This window comes from Flintibacter hominis (assembly GCF_014287965.1).
Classification (GTDB): Bacteria; Bacillota; Clostridia; order Oscillospirales; family Oscillospiraceae; genus Lawsonibacter; species Lawsonibacter aceti.
Window position 1 is genome coordinate 117,836 of the sequence record NZ_JACOPO010000005.1, and the last position, 12,779, is coordinate 130,614.

24 protein-coding genes are annotated in these 12,779 nt (G+C 60.1%); all 24 read right to left on the reverse strand.

Annotation, left to right across the window (positions count from 1 at the left end; all coding sequences use genetic code 11):
• Positions 1-6: 6 nt before the first annotated feature.
• The 24 genes from rpmD to H8S11_RS09145 all read right to left on the reverse strand — a co-directional run bounded on the left by rpmD (position 7) and on the right by H8S11_RS09145 (position 12,768).
• Positions 7-189 carry a 50S ribosomal protein L30 gene (rpmD, locus tag H8S11_RS09030; RefSeq protein WP_050623215.1) on the reverse strand — a complete coding sequence of 61 codons (183 nt, stop codon included), beginning with the start codon at positions 187-189 and terminating at the stop codon, positions 7-9.
• Between the two features lie 14 nt (positions 190-203).
• Positions 204-704, reverse strand: coding sequence for a 30S ribosomal protein S5 (rpsE, locus tag H8S11_RS09035; RefSeq protein ID WP_147572410.1), 501 nt, complete (start codon positions 702-704; stop codon positions 204-206).
• A gap of 18 nt (positions 705-722) precedes the next feature.
• Positions 723-1,082 carry a 50S ribosomal protein L18 gene (rplR, locus tag H8S11_RS09040; protein ID WP_147572411.1) on the reverse strand — a complete coding sequence of 120 codons (360 nt, stop codon included), beginning with the start codon at positions 1,080-1,082 and terminating at the stop codon, positions 723-725.
• A 17-nt stretch (positions 1,083-1,099) separates the two neighbouring features.
• Positions 1,100-1,645, reverse strand: coding sequence for a 50S ribosomal protein L6 (gene rplF, locus H8S11_RS09045; protein ID WP_147572412.1), 546 nt, complete (start codon positions 1,643-1,645; stop codon positions 1,100-1,102).
• Positions 1,646-1,659: 14 nt separating this feature from the next.
• Entirely contained in the window at positions 1,660-2,058 is a 399-nt protein-coding gene (gene rpsH, locus H8S11_RS09050) for a 30S ribosomal protein S8 (protein ID WP_147572413.1), read from the reverse strand.
• 706 nt (positions 2,059-2,764) lie between these two features.
• Entirely contained in the window at positions 2,765-2,950 is a 186-nt protein-coding gene (locus H8S11_RS09055; protein WP_147572414.1) for a type Z 30S ribosomal protein S14, read from the reverse strand.
• A gap of 15 nt (positions 2,951-2,965) precedes the next feature.
• On the reverse strand, positions 2,966-3,517 hold the full coding sequence (gene rplE, locus H8S11_RS09060) for a 50S ribosomal protein L5 (protein ID WP_147572415.1): 552 nt from the start codon (positions 3,515-3,517) through the stop codon (positions 2,966-2,968).
• Positions 3,518-3,537: 20 nt separating this feature from the next.
• A complete protein-coding gene (gene rplX, locus H8S11_RS09065) occupies positions 3,538-3,855 on the reverse strand; it encodes a 50S ribosomal protein L24 (RefSeq protein ID WP_147572416.1) in 318 nt (105 codons plus the stop codon).
• A 15-nt stretch (positions 3,856-3,870) separates the two neighbouring features.
• Complete coding sequence (gene rplN, locus H8S11_RS09070; RefSeq protein ID WP_147572417.1) at positions 3,871-4,239, reverse strand: 50S ribosomal protein L14; 369 nt, start codon at positions 4,237-4,239, stop codon at positions 3,871-3,873.
• Positions 4,240-4,251: 12 nt separating this feature from the next.
• Positions 4,252-4,512, reverse strand: a complete 261-nt coding sequence (rpsQ, locus tag H8S11_RS09075) for a 30S ribosomal protein S17 (RefSeq protein WP_023346506.1) — start codon at positions 4,510-4,512, stop codon at positions 4,252-4,254.
• A gap of 15 nt (positions 4,513-4,527) precedes the next feature.
• Entirely contained in the window at positions 4,528-4,725 is a 198-nt protein-coding gene (gene rpmC, locus H8S11_RS09080) for a 50S ribosomal protein L29 (RefSeq protein WP_147572418.1), read from the reverse strand.
• Positions 4,725-5,156, reverse strand: a complete 432-nt coding sequence (gene rplP, locus H8S11_RS09085) for a 50S ribosomal protein L16 (RefSeq protein WP_147572419.1) — start codon at positions 5,154-5,156, stop codon at positions 4,725-4,727. Before rplP ends, rpmC begins: the two co-directional genes overlap by 1 nt.
• The gene (gene rpsC / locus H8S11_RS09090) at positions 5,156-6,004 is read right to left on the reverse strand and encodes a 30S ribosomal protein S3 (RefSeq protein WP_147572420.1); all 849 of its coding nucleotides are present in this window, start codon (positions 6,002-6,004) and stop codon (positions 5,156-5,158) included. Before rpsC ends, rplP begins: the two co-directional genes overlap by 1 nt.
• A gap of 15 nt (positions 6,005-6,019) precedes the next feature.
• Entirely contained in the window at positions 6,020-6,352 is a 333-nt protein-coding gene (rplV, locus tag H8S11_RS09095) for a 50S ribosomal protein L22 (protein ID WP_147572421.1), read from the reverse strand.
• A gap of 12 nt (positions 6,353-6,364) precedes the next feature.
• Complete coding sequence (gene rpsS / locus H8S11_RS09100; RefSeq protein WP_147572422.1) at positions 6,365-6,637, reverse strand: 30S ribosomal protein S19; 273 nt, start codon at positions 6,635-6,637, stop codon at positions 6,365-6,367.
• Positions 6,638-6,651: 14 nt separating this feature from the next.
• Complete coding sequence (gene rplB, locus H8S11_RS09105) at positions 6,652-7,485, reverse strand: 50S ribosomal protein L2 (protein ID WP_147572423.1); 834 nt, start codon at positions 7,483-7,485, stop codon at positions 6,652-6,654.
• Positions 7,486-7,500: 15 nt separating this feature from the next.
• Positions 7,501-7,800 (reverse strand): 50S ribosomal protein L23, encoded by a 300-nt coding sequence (rplW, locus tag H8S11_RS09110; protein WP_147572424.1) that lies wholly within the window; start codon positions 7,798-7,800, stop codon positions 7,501-7,503.
• The gene (rplD, locus tag H8S11_RS09115) at positions 7,800-8,420 is read right to left on the reverse strand and encodes a 50S ribosomal protein L4 (protein ID WP_186852898.1); all 621 of its coding nucleotides are present in this window, start codon (positions 8,418-8,420) and stop codon (positions 7,800-7,802) included. The genes rplW and rplD overlap by 1 nt, the downstream gene beginning before the upstream one ends.
• Positions 8,421-8,439: 19 nt before the next feature.
• Positions 8,440-9,168, reverse strand: a complete 729-nt coding sequence (gene rplC, locus H8S11_RS09120; RefSeq protein WP_186852899.1) for a 50S ribosomal protein L3 — start codon at positions 9,166-9,168, stop codon at positions 8,440-8,442.
• Between the two features lie 262 nt (positions 9,169-9,430).
• A complete protein-coding gene (gene rpsJ, locus H8S11_RS09125) occupies positions 9,431-9,742 on the reverse strand; it encodes a 30S ribosomal protein S10 (protein ID WP_147572427.1) in 312 nt (103 codons plus the stop codon).
• Between the two features lie 432 nt (positions 9,743-10,174).
• Entirely contained in the window at positions 10,175-10,879 is a 705-nt protein-coding gene (locus tag H8S11_RS09130; protein ID WP_186852900.1) for a hypothetical protein, read from the reverse strand.
• Positions 10,876-11,718 carry a permease prefix domain 1-containing protein gene (locus tag H8S11_RS09135; RefSeq protein WP_186852901.1) on the reverse strand — a complete coding sequence of 281 codons (843 nt, stop codon included), beginning with the start codon at positions 11,716-11,718 and terminating at the stop codon, positions 10,876-10,878. Before H8S11_RS09135 ends, H8S11_RS09130 begins: the two co-directional genes overlap by 4 nt.
• 14 nt (positions 11,719-11,732) lie before the next feature.
• Entirely contained in the window at positions 11,733-12,098 is a 366-nt protein-coding gene (locus tag H8S11_RS09140) for a hypothetical protein (RefSeq protein WP_186852902.1), read from the reverse strand.
• Between the two features lie 4 nt (positions 12,099-12,102).
• The gene (locus tag H8S11_RS09145) at positions 12,103-12,768 is read right to left on the reverse strand and encodes a hypothetical protein (protein ID WP_186852903.1); all 666 of its coding nucleotides are present in this window, start codon (positions 12,766-12,768) and stop codon (positions 12,103-12,105) included.
• Between the last annotated feature and the right edge of the window lie 11 nt (positions 12,769-12,779).

Here is a 12,779-nt window from a genome sequence, read left to right on the forward strand (position 1 = left end):
CTCCTTTTAGTTTTCCTCGGTGACCTGGAGCAGGTACCCGATGTGGGCGATCTTGCCGCGGGTAGCCGCGTTGTCGGGCTGCACGGTGGTATCGCCGATCTTACGGAGGCCCAGGGCCTCGGCGGTCGCCTGATGCTTGGCGATGCGGCCGTTCAGGCTCTTGACCAGCTTGATGTTCAGATTAGCCATGGTGAACGCCCTCCTTAACCCACGATCTCTTCCACGCTCTTGCCGCGGATACGGGCCACTTCCTCGGGGCTCTTCAGGGACTTGAGGCCCTCGAAGGTCGCGGAGACCACATTCTGCGGGTTGTTGGAGCGCAGGCACTTAGTACGGATGTCCTTAATTCCGACAGCCTCCATAACGGCACGGACCGGGCCGCCGGCGATAACGCCGGTACCGGGGGCAGCGGGCTTCATCAGCACGCGGCCGGCGCCGAACTCACCAATCACCTCGTGGGGGATAGTAGTGCCGGACAGGGACACGTTGACCATGTGCTTCTTGGCATCCTCGATGCCCTTGCGGATGGCCTCAGGGACCTCGGCGGCCTTACCGGTGCCGAAGCCTACGCGGCCCTTCTCATCGCCCACCACCATCAGGGCGGCGAACTTCATGACACGACCGCCCTTGACGGTCTTGGACACGCGGTTCAGGGAAACGAGCTTCTCCACGAACTCGCTGGGTTCTCTCTCAAATCTAGCCATTTATCGTTTCCTCCTCCCTTAGAACTGCAAGCCGCCCTCACGGGCGCCCTCGGCCAGAGCCTTCACGCGGCCGTGATAGACATAGCCGCCGCGGTCAAAGACCACGTTCTCGATGCCCTTGGCCTTGGCACGTTCAGCCACAGTGACGCCCACCTGCTTGGCGGCGTCGGTCTTGGTGCCCTCGCAGGCAAAGTCCTTCTCCAGGGAAGACGCAGAAACCAGGGTCTTTCCGCTCACATCGTCAATAATCTGGGCGTAGATATTGGTTTCGCTGCGAAATACGTTCAGCCGGGGACGCTCGGGCGTGCCGGAGATTTTAGCACGCACGCGCTTGTGGCGCTTGATACGCTGAGAACGAGTATCGGGTCTGTTGATCATAGTGGCACACCTCCTTCTTACTTCTTGGCGCCGGTCTTACCAGCCTTGCGGCGGATGACCTCGTCTGTATACTTGATGCCCTTGCCCTTGTAAGGCTCAGGGGGACGCTTCTCTCTCACTTCGGCGGCAAACTGGCCCACCTGCTGCTTGTCGCAGCCGTGGATAATGATCTTGTTGGGGCCGGGGACCTCGATCTCAATGCCGGGGATCTCCTCCACGACCACCTGGTGGGAGTAGCCCAGGTTCATGACCAGCTTGTTGCCCTCCTTGGCCACACGATAGCCGACGCCATTGACGTCCAGCTCCTTCTTGTAGCCCTCGGTGACGCCCACCACCATGTTGTGGATGAGGGTGCGGGTCAGGCCGTGCAGGGCACGGTTTTCCTTGGCGTCATTGGGACGGGTGACGTGCAGTGCGCCCTCTTCCATGGCGATAGCCATGTTGGGGTTAAACTGCTGGGTCAGGGTGCCCTTGGGACCCTTGACAGTGACAACGTTGTTGTCCTCTACCTTGATCTCCACTCCGGCGGGAATGGCGATAGGAGCTCTACCAATTCTAGACATTCCTATGACCCTCCTTACCAGACAAATGCCAGGACTTCGCCGCCGACATGGGCCGCACGAGCGGCCTTATCGGTCATGACGCCCTTGGACGTGGATACGATGGCGATGCCCAGGCCGTGCAGAACACGGGGCAGCTCATCGGCGCCGGCATAGACGCGCAGACCGGGCTTGGACACCCGGCGCAGACCGGAGATGACCTTTTCCTTGCCGGCATTGTACTTCAGAGTGACGCGGATCACGCCCTGAGTGCCGTCGTCGATCAGCTGGAAGTTCTTGATATAGCCCTCATCCAGCAGGATCTGCGCGATGGCCTTCTTCATGTTGGACGCGGGGACGTCCACGGTGTCATGCTTGGCGTTGTTCGCGTTGCGGATGCGGGTCAGCATATCCGCAATGGGATCGGTGATGTGCATGAAGTTTACCTCCTATATTAAGTTTACCTTGTCGTGCATTGTTACCCTGGGAGCACACAGCTTTCCTCCATATCAGAACACAATCGTCTGAGCGGACCCTTCCGATTTGTGTCCCTCTCTTTGGTCTCACCGCGCTTTCCAAAGCGACGCAGCACTTCCCGGTACAGACGGCAAGGTATCGAGAATTAGGTGGTTCCCGACCTGTTGACCGTCTTTGCGCCTGGTTGGGGCAGGCGCAGTTATCAATACCACCTGAGGTGGGATCGACCTGGATACCCTGTCCCACTTCCGGACGGAGCGCTTTCGGCGCCGGTCTCCGGTCTTTGATAGGGGACAGGACAAATCCCCGCAGCCGCCAATCTTTTTCTGACTGGCGGTTCCGGGTGCGCACTCCCGACTACGTTGGGAGTTTATTGTGTCATTTCCCAAGGGGCGACAACAATTTATTATACTCCATACAGCCTGATATAGCAAGGTTTTTTTGCCTCGCACACACGGGCAGGTGGAGAGATTTACGCCGGAACGGGGAAATTTCCCACGTTCCGGACTGTAAAAACCGCAGATTTTGTCGCGCTTCTCCTAAGAGGGAGGGCGGAGCGCCTTGAAAAAAGGCGCCTTCTTCCTGGCAACGATTTTGTTCGGTGATGGGGGCCGCCGCCGCACTTATTGTACGGCAGGCCACCCCAACCAAAGCATAACAGAAAGATTACCAGGATGCCTTCTTCACGCCGGGGATTTCGCCCTTATAGGCCAGCTCACGGAAGCAGATACGGCAGATGCCGTAGTCCCGGAGATAGGCGTGGGGACGACCGCACAGCTTGCAGCGGTTGTACTGCCGACTAGAGAACTTGGGCGCACGCTGCTGCTTCAGGATCATAGATTTCTTAGCCATAACTCTTCCTCCTCCTTAGCGGCCGGCAAAGGGAGCGCCCACCAGCTTCAGCAGCTCACGGGCCTCCTCATCGGTCTTAGCGGTGGTACACACCACGATGTCCATGCCGCGGATCTTGTCGATCTTGTCGTACTCGATCTCGGGGAAGATCAGCTGCTCCTTCACGCCCAGGGCGTAGTTGCCGCGGCCGTCGAAGGCGTCGGCGGAGATGCCGCGGAAGTCACGAACACGGGGCAGGGCCACATTGAACAGGCGGTCCAGGAACTCCCACATCTTGTTGCCCCGCAGGGTAACTTTCGCTCCAATGGGCATACCTTCACGGAGCTTGAAGTTGGCCACAGACTTCTTGGCCTTGGTGATAACGGCCTTCTGGCCGGTGATGGTGGTCAGGTCATTGACCACGGCATCCAGCACCTTGGCGTTCTCACGGGCCTCGCTGCAGCCAACGTTGACCACGATCTTCTCCAGGCGGGGGATCTGCATCACGGACTTATAGCCGAACTTCTGCATCAGAGCAGGAGCGACCTCGTCCTGGTACAGCTTCTTCAGGTTAGGGGTATTAGCCATTTCGAATCGTTCCTCCTCTCTTAAATCTCGGCGCCGCACTTCTTGCAGACGCGGACCTTCTTGCCGTCAGCCAGCAGCTTGTGGGCCGGACGGGTGGGCTTGTTGCACTTGGGGCAGACACGCTGCACCTTGCAGGCGTAGAGGGGGGCCTCTTTCTGCAGGATACCGCCCTGATCGCCCTGCTTGCGGGGCTTGGTGTGGCGAGAGACCATGTTGATCTTCTCAACAATGACCTTGCCGTCCTTGGGCATGACCTCCAGGACCTTGCCCTGCTTGCCCTTGTCCTTGCCGGACAGGACGACAACCAGGTCGTCCTTCTTGATGCTCATCTTATTCATCTTCATTGCCCTCCCTTACAGCACTTCGGGAGCCAGGGACAAGATCTTCATATAGTCCTTGTCGCGCAGCTCACGGGCCACTGGGCCAAAGATACGGGTGCCGCGGGGATTCTTATCGTCCTTGATGAGGACGGCGGCGTTGTCGTCGAAACGGACATAGGAGCCGTCGGCGCGGCGGACGCCCTTGGCGGAACGGACGATGACGGCCTTGACCACTTCGCCCTTCTTAACAGTGCCGCCGGGAGCGGCCTTGCGGACGGAGGCGACCACCACATCACCGATGTTGCCGAACTTGCGCTTGGAGCCGCCCAGCACCCGGATGGTCTTGATCTCCTTGGCGCCGGTATTATCGGCCACCTTCAGATAGCTTTCTTCCTGAATCATACCGACACCTCCTTACTTCGCTTTCTCGATGATCTCAACCACGCGCCAGCGCTTGTCCTTGGACAAGGGGCGGGTCTCCATGACCTTGACGCGGTCACCCACGCCACACTGGTTGTTCTCATCATGGGCCTTCAGCTTATAGGTTCTCTTCACGATCTTCTTATACAGAGGATGGGCCACGCGGTCGGCGATGGCGACCACAACGGTCTTATCCATCTTGTCCGAAACCACCAGGCCGACTCTGGTCTTACGAGAAGAAGTTCTGTTTTCCATCTTCTATTCCTCCTCTTAGCGGCCGGCGAGCTGCTGCTCGCGAATGATGGTCTTGACCCGGGCGATATCCTTCTTGACCTCAGCGATCCGGATCGGATTATCGAGCTGGTTGGTGGCGTGCTGGAGGCGCAGGTTGAACAGATCTTTCTTCAGATCCTTCAGCTTGTTCTCAAGCTCCGCTGCAGACATCTTACGGACTTCATTGGCCTTCATTACGCTTCACCACCCTTCTCGGTCTCTTCACGCTTGACGATTTTGCACTTGACAGGCAGCTTGTGGCTGGCCAGGCGCAGGGCCTCACGGGCAGTTTCCTCAGAAACGCCGGCGATCTCGAACATCACACGGCCGGGTTTGACCACGGCCACCCAGTACTCAGGGGAGCCCTTACCGGAGCCCATGCGGGTCTCGGCGGGCTTCTCAGTCACGGGCTTGTCGGGGAAGATCTTGATCCAGACCTTACCACCACGCTTGGTATAACGGGTCATGGCAATACGGGCAGCCTCGATCTGATTGCTGGTGATCCACGCGGGCTCAATAGCCTGCAGGCCAAACTCACCGTAGGCGATGGTGTTGCCGCGCATGGCCTTGCCCTTCATGCGTCCGCGGTGGACGCGGCGGTACTTTACGCGCTTAGGGAGCAGCATTACTGAGCGCCTCCTTCCTTAGGAGTGTTGGCCTGACCGGCGGGGCGGGGGCCACGGTTGAATCCGCCGTTCTGGCGGTCACGATTGAACCCGCCCTGGCGGTCACGGTTGAAGCCGCCCTGACGGCGGTCACCATCCCGGCGGTCACGGCGGGGACGGTCACGGCGCTCCTGGTAGGGCTTGCTGGTATCCAGAGTGCGGGGGGTGGTACGCAGGGCCTGAGTGAGCACCTCGCCCTTGTAGATCCACACCTTCACGCCGATGCGTCCGTAGGTAGTGGCAGCCTCAGCAAAGCCGTAGTCGATGTCGGCCCGGAGGGTCTGCAGGGGAATGGTGCCGTCGTGATAGTGCTCGGTGCGGGCGATCTCAGCGCCGCCCAGACGGCCGGAGCAGGAGGTCTTGATGCCCTTGGCGCCGGCGCGCATGGCGCGGCCCATAGCGTTCTTCATCGCCCGGCGGAAGCCGATCCGCTTCTCCAGCTGCTGGGCGATGTTCTCAGCCACCAGCTGGGCATTGGTATCGGCATCACGAACCTCTACGATCTTCAGATCCACAGGCTTGCCGGTCATCTTGACCAGCTGGGCCTCGATCTTCTTGATGTCCTCGCCGCCCTTGCCGATGACCACGCCGGGGCGGGCACAGTGCAGGTAAATGCGGGTCTTGGCGTTGTCCCGCTCGATCTCGATCTTGGGGATACCGGCGCCGTAGAGGGTCTTCTTCAGGTAGTCACGGATCTTCTTGTCCTCCACCAGCAGGTCGCCCACCTTCTCGTTGCGGGCATACCAGCGGGAGTCCCAATCCTTAATGACACCCACGCGCAGTCCGTGGGGATTAACTTTCTGTCCCATATTGTTCCTCCTCCCTTAGCGCTCGCTCACAACAATGGTGACGTGAGAAGTGCGCTTGTTGATCCGGTACGCGCGGCCCTGAGCCCTGGGCATGATGCGCTTGATAATGGGGCCGGGGTTGGCGTAGCAGGCGGACACATACAGCTTCTCAGGGTCCATCTGGTGGTTGTTCTCCGCGTTGGCGGCGGCGCTCTTCAGCAGCTTGAGCACAGGCTCAGAGGCGGCCTTGGGGGTCTGCAGCAGGATGGCGGTGGCGGTACCCACATCCTTGCCCCGGATCAGGTCCAGGACGATCTTCACCTTACGGGGAGAGATCCGCAGATATTTCAGATTTGCTTTCGCTTCCATGCTCTCTCCTCCTTACTTACCGGTCTTGCTGCCCGCGTGGCCCTTGAAGGTGCGGGTGGGCACAAACTCGCCCAGCTTGTGGCCGACCATGTCCTCGGTGACATAGACGGGCACGTGCTTGCGGCCGTCGTGTACAGCAAAGGTGTGTCCAACGAAAGAGGGGAAGATGGTGGAGGCGCGGCTCCAGGTCTTCAGGACCTTCTTTTCGTTCTTTTCATTCATCTCATCGACCCGCTTCAGCAGCTCGGGGGCGCAAAAGGGGCCTTTCTTAATGCTTCTGCTCATCTTTCACAGCCTCCTTACTTGGCATTGCGGCGCTTGACGATGAACTTATCAGTGCGGTTCTTCGTCTTGCGGGTCTTGTAGCCCAGGGCGGGCTTGCCCCAGGGGGTGACAGGGCCGGGACGGCCGACGGGGCTCTTGCCCTCACCACCGCCGTGGGGGTGGTCATTGGGGTTCATAACAGAGCCGCGGACGGTGGGCCGCCAACCCATGTGGCGCTTGCGGCCGGCCTTACCGATCTGGATGTTGGCCCAGTCGGTGTTGCCCACCTGGCCGATGGTGGCCTTGCAGTTCTCGCGGACATAACGCACCTCGCCGGAGGGCAGGCGGATCTGAGCCATGCCGTTCTCCTTGGCCATCAGCTGGGCGGCCACGCCGGCGGCGCGGACCAGCTGGGCGCCCTTGCCGGGGTACAGCTCGATGTTGTGGATCTCCTCGCCCACAGGGATGTTGGCGATGGGCAGACAGTTGCCGGGCAGGATGTCGGCGTCGGGGCCGGTCATGATGATGTGGCCGGCCTTCAGGCCGTTGGGGGCCAGGATATAGCGGCGCTCGCCGTCCTCATACTCGATCAGGGCGATGTTAGCGGAGCGGTTGGGGTCATACTGCAGATTGACCACAGTTGCCTTACCCTCTTTATCCCGCTTAAAATCGATCACACGATACTTCTGCTTGTTTCCGCCGCCGTGATGACGGACGGTGATGCGGCCGTAGCTGTTGCGGCCGGCGTGCTTCTTCAGCACTTCGGTCAGAGCGCGCTCGGGCTTGGCCTTCTTATCGATCCCCTCGAAGGCGGACACAGTCATGTGACGGCGGGAGGGGGTTGTGGGCTTAAAAGTCTTAATAGCCATTTGTCAATATCCTCCTTACACCATACCCTCGAAGAACTCGATGGACTTGGAGTCGGCGGTCAGGGTGACCATGGCCTTCTTCCAGCTGGGCCGGCGGCCGGCGGGGCGCATCCCCATCCGCTTCTCCTTACCCTGCATGTTCAGGGTGTTGACCTTGGCGACCTTGACGCCGAAGATCTCCTCAATCGCCTTGGCGATCTCGATCTTGTTGGCGGTCTTGGCGACCTCGAAGGTGTAGCGCTTCATCTCAGTCTGCTCCATGGACTGCTCGGTGATGATGGGGCGCTTGATGATGTCATAAGCAGTGGTAGCCATTACGCATACACCTCCTCGATGATAGCCAGGGCAGCCTTGTCAATGACCAGCTGCTTGGCGTTTACGATGTCATAGACGCTGAGGATCTTGGCGGTGGTGGTGACCACGCCGGGGATGTTCCGGGCGGACTTGACCACGATCTGATCCACCTCAGGGGTGATGACCACGGACTTGGAGGCGCCGATGCTGTTGAGCATCTCCTTCATGGCCTTGGTCTTGATCTCCTCCAGCTTCAGACCGTCTACCACCAGAACGGCGCCCTGGGCAGCCTTGGCGGACAGAGCGGACTTAAGGGCCAGACGCTTGACCTTCTTATTCAGAGTATAGCTGTAATCCCGGGGCTTGGGGGCAAACACGATGCCGCCGTGGGTCCACTGGGGAGCCCGGGTGGAGCCCTGACGGGCGTGACCGGTGCCCTTCTGACGCCAGGGCTTCTTGCCGCCGCCGGAAACCTCGGCGCGGGTCAAAGCGCTCTGGGTGCCCTGACGGCAGTTAGCCAGGTGGTTCTTGACCACCTCGTGGACCACAGCCTGGTTGGGCTCGATCCCGAACACGGCCTCGGAGAGCTCGATCTCGCCGACCTGCTGACCGGCCATGTTGAACACGTTAGCTTTAGGCATGACTCAATCTCTCCTTTCCTTACTTGTTGCGGGCGGAAGCCTTCTGCGGGTTGACACGGGCGGAAGCCTTCTGCGGGTTGACGCGGCCGATCTCGGCGGCCTTCTTCTCCACGTTGGTCTTGACGGTGCTCTTCACAAAGACCACGCCGCCCTTGGGGCCGGGGATGGCTCCGCGCACGGCGATCAAGCCCAGCTCCTCGTCCACCTGGACCACATCCAGATTCTGGACGGTGACCTGTACGTTGCCCATCTGTCCGGCGCCGTCGCGGCCCTTATAGATGTGGCCGGGGGTGGTGCCGGCGCCCAGAGAGCCCTGGTGACGGTGGACAGGGCCGCCGCCGTGGGTCATGCGCTTGATGGCGGCGCCGTGGCGCTTGACAACGCCCTGGAAGCCGTGGCCCTTGCTGATGCCGGTGACGTCAACAAAGTCGCCGGCGGCAAAGATGTTGGCGGTCAGCTGGTCGCCCACCTCGAACTTGGAGCAGTCGTTGAGGGCAAACTCCTTGAGGACCTTCTTCAGCTCCTCCAGGCCGGCCTTCTTCTGGTGGCCCAGCTCGGGCTTGGTGAGCTTGCGCTCAGGAACGGTCTGATAACCCAGCTGAATGGCCTCATAGCCATCCTTCTCGGCGGTCTTCTTCTGCACCACAGTGCAGGGGCCGGCCTGAATCAGGGTGACGGGAATCACCTTGCCAGCCTCATCGAAGATCTGGGTCATGCCGATCTTTTTGCCGATGATCGCTTTCTCCATGTTGGATTTCCTCCTATAAAGGTTATTGGTTGAAAAACTTGGGGCATTGGGCTCCTATTGGTTTTCCAACTTGACCCGCCTGTCTCAATAGGCGACAGGCAGCGGGTACACATCGTCAAAGCAAAGTTCGCTAAACTCCGTTTCCGCCTGCGGCGAAAACCTCGTTCGCTTCCTTGCTTTTCCTCTCCAAACCGAACCCGCTATCGCCGGGCTTCGGTTTGGTCGCGCGGCTGCGCCGCACATTTTTGAGACCAAGCCTTAATTACAGCTTAATTTCAATCTCCACACCAGCGGGCAGCTCCAGGCTCATCAGGGCCTCGACAGTTTTCTGGGAGGGCTTGATCACGTCGATCAGGCGCTTGTGGGTGCGGCGCTCAAACTGCTCGCGGCTGTCCTTATACTTGTGTACAGCCCGCAGGATGGTAACGACCTCTTTCTTGGTAGGCAGGGGAATGGGGCCGGAAACGGCGGCGCCGGTACGCTTGGCGGTTTCCACGATCTTCTCAGCGGACTGATCGATCAGCTGATGATCGTAGGCCTTCAGACGGATGCGGATCATTTCTTTCTGAGCCATTTTGGGTTTCCTCCTTAAATACATACGAAAGTTGACTTTGTCCAGCCTTCGTACGGTGAGAGCCCTTTCGTGTTACCACGCTTTCGTGCGTATCACTCCCGGCCACAAAAAAACCGGCATGATGACAGGCCGGTTCCTTCCCGCCAGACGATATACGCCGTGGCACGAAGCTCTCAGCCGCCCGATTATCGGACATACTCCGCGGAAGTTACCTCATTTCTGAGCAATCTCCCGCATCATCGCAGACTGCGCCCTAGCAGGCGCTTGGTTATCATACAACAACACCGCCGTGTGTGTCAAGCATTTTTTAAAAATTTTTTTGTCGTTTTCTTCCGGCCCCTTTTCCGGCCTTTTCAGGCACTATATCTTGTATCTTTCTTCCATCTGTCACGCAACGCCAAAAGGAGAGAGGGGCGCTTCGGCCCCTCTCCTTTACATCGGCTCCGGCAGGACGCCTTCCCGCTCCAGCAGAAGTTCCCCGCCCTCGCCGTACAGCCGCAGGGCATAAGATGCCCCCGCATACCAGTCTTGGGAATATGCCCCCTCCGGGGACTTCATGGAAAACAGCCACAGCCCCTCCTCCAGACAGATGCCTTCCTGGGCATAACGGGCGAATCTCTCGCCTCCCAAAAGCACCGTGTCTACATCCAGCTCCGTCCGGGTGGTTTCTCCGGGGATCTGATAAAACAGGAGGTTGCATCCGCTCATCCATGTCTTTCCGGGCTCCGGGACCCAGGCAATCACGCTGTTGATTGGAATTGGGGTCGGTCCCTCGCCCAGAGGGACGACATTCATCACATGATCCCCAGGCGCATACAGCGTGGCGGCGTATACCTGATCCTTTATCGTTCCCGCCACAAACGGCTGGAACACACTGAGGTAAGTTCCATCCCGGCTTTTAATCTCTTCAACATCCCCGATGTTCCAGAAGCCCGTCTGATACACAATCTCGCTCCGTGGCAGCAGATACTGCCGCTCCAGCCGCCGAAATTCCATCTCCGCCGTGGGCAGGGGACAGCCGTACTGTCCCCAGATCATCAGGGCCAGGGCCGCCGTCAAAAGGAGATTCCGGACCGTCCTTCCCCCGCGCCCCAGCCGGGGACGGCGGGACCAGAGTTCCCTCCACTTTTTCTTCATGCCGCCCCCTCCTCAAGGTCTAAGGTAAAGGTAAATACCGGATCTCCGGGGCCGTAGCTCAGATAAATGGTTTCCGCCTGTGCGTCTATTCCCCAGACACGCAGGGTATATCCCCGGTGGAAGGGGCCCTTGCCCGCCCCGCCGGACAGGGAACTGAGCAGCCCGCCACTTGGATCCCGGGGAGCATCCAGTCCCAGGCCGTATCTATTCCCCCGGTCGTCAGTGACCGTCATCCACTCCTCCTTCAGGATTCCCAGCGCCCAGAATTTCCAGGTGTCCACCCGGAGATAGAGGTAGAGTACCTGTGTCCCCTCCTCCTCCCAGAGCGCGCCCCGCAGGGCCGAGATCCTCTGCCCCGCCGCCTCCTGCTCCAAGCCGGGGGAGAAGGTAAGGAGCTGGCCGGGATCCTCGCCGTGCAGATAGGTGGTTTCATACCAGTCCATCCGCCCCCGGTCAAAGGGCATAGCGTCAAAGTCCCAAAACTCCGCATCTGAGTCGTCCCCCAGAAAGGCATCGTCCCCCAGGGCGAAATTTAGCCCCAGAAAGGCGATGAGAACCAGGGCCAGCAGCACCCCGGAAGCCCGCCACAGCCAGCCCAGCCAGGGCTTATGGACCCTGGCCAGCTCCTTCCCAATCTCCGCCGGATCTCCCATCTCTGACAGGGCCCGTTCCTCCGCCTCCTCGCGGGAGATACCCGGGAAAATCCGCTGAAGGTCCGCCGCCTTGTCCTCCATGTGGGCCTCCAGCTCTTCCCGCACCGCCGCCCGGTCCGGTCCAAAACGGATGCCGCCCACCGCCGTGTCCAGCCAGCTGACGGCGGCCTCATTTTTTCTTTCCATCGCGCTCCCTCGCCTTATCCTCTCCGCGCCCAAGCCCACAGCAGGTCCCAAGCCACGGGCAGCACAATAGCCGCCTCCACTGCCAGCAGGAGCAGCGCGGCCAGGGCCAGAAACCTGGAGAACTGCCACAGCCAGCCCAGCCAGGGCTTGTGGATCCTGGCCAGCTTCTTCCCGATCTCCGCCGGATCTCCCATCTCTGACAGGGTCCGTTCCTCTGTCTCCTCGCGGGAGATATCCGGAAAAATCCGCTGAAGGTCCGCCGCCTTGTCCTCCATGTGGGCCTCCAGCTCCGCCCGAACTGCCGCCCGGTCCGGTCCAAAGCGGATGCCGGACACCGCTTGATCGAGCCACCGGTCTATCGGCACGTTTCCCCGCTCCACTCCCTCACCTCCATTGGTCGGTCAGACTGCCCCGGACTTGCCCCAACACAGCGCCCTCGCTGTCCAACAGCTCCAGGATATAGGGAAAATCGGAACCTCCGTTGACCTCCGTCACCTGACGGGGAATGGTGGTCAGAATCACCCGGTCGTCGGATTCCCGGTCGCTGGTGACATAGGAAAGGCCGCCTCCCCGGAAATCCAGAATGGACTTGACGGCAGCCGCCTCCTCGGGCACATCCACCGCCGCCATCCACGCCCCGATGAGGGGATTTTCCGGAATGATCCCACCATTTCCCGGCTCTGCCAGGTAAACCAGGGCCGGCCCCTGGGGCTCCGGACAACTACTGACCCCGCCGAAATGGGCGTCCCCTTCATAGGTAGTCAGATAACCCCTCCACAGCCGGCCTCCGCCCCGAGCCAGCACCATTGGCAGGCTGTATTCATAGAGGGGAAAATGGCCGCCGTCGCCAGACTCACAGGCTATGGCTCCCGCCCACAGCACCTCGATCCGCTCCACTCCATCCCGCCGGGCCTCTGCCCGGATCTGCCCCTCGATAATCCACAGTGGGATCTTGGGCAAAGCGACCCAAACAGCCACAGCCAGCAGGAAAATTACCACATTTCGCACAGTCCTCTGTCCACGGGTCAACCGAAAGGCGCTTTTCTTCATGGCTGTTCCTC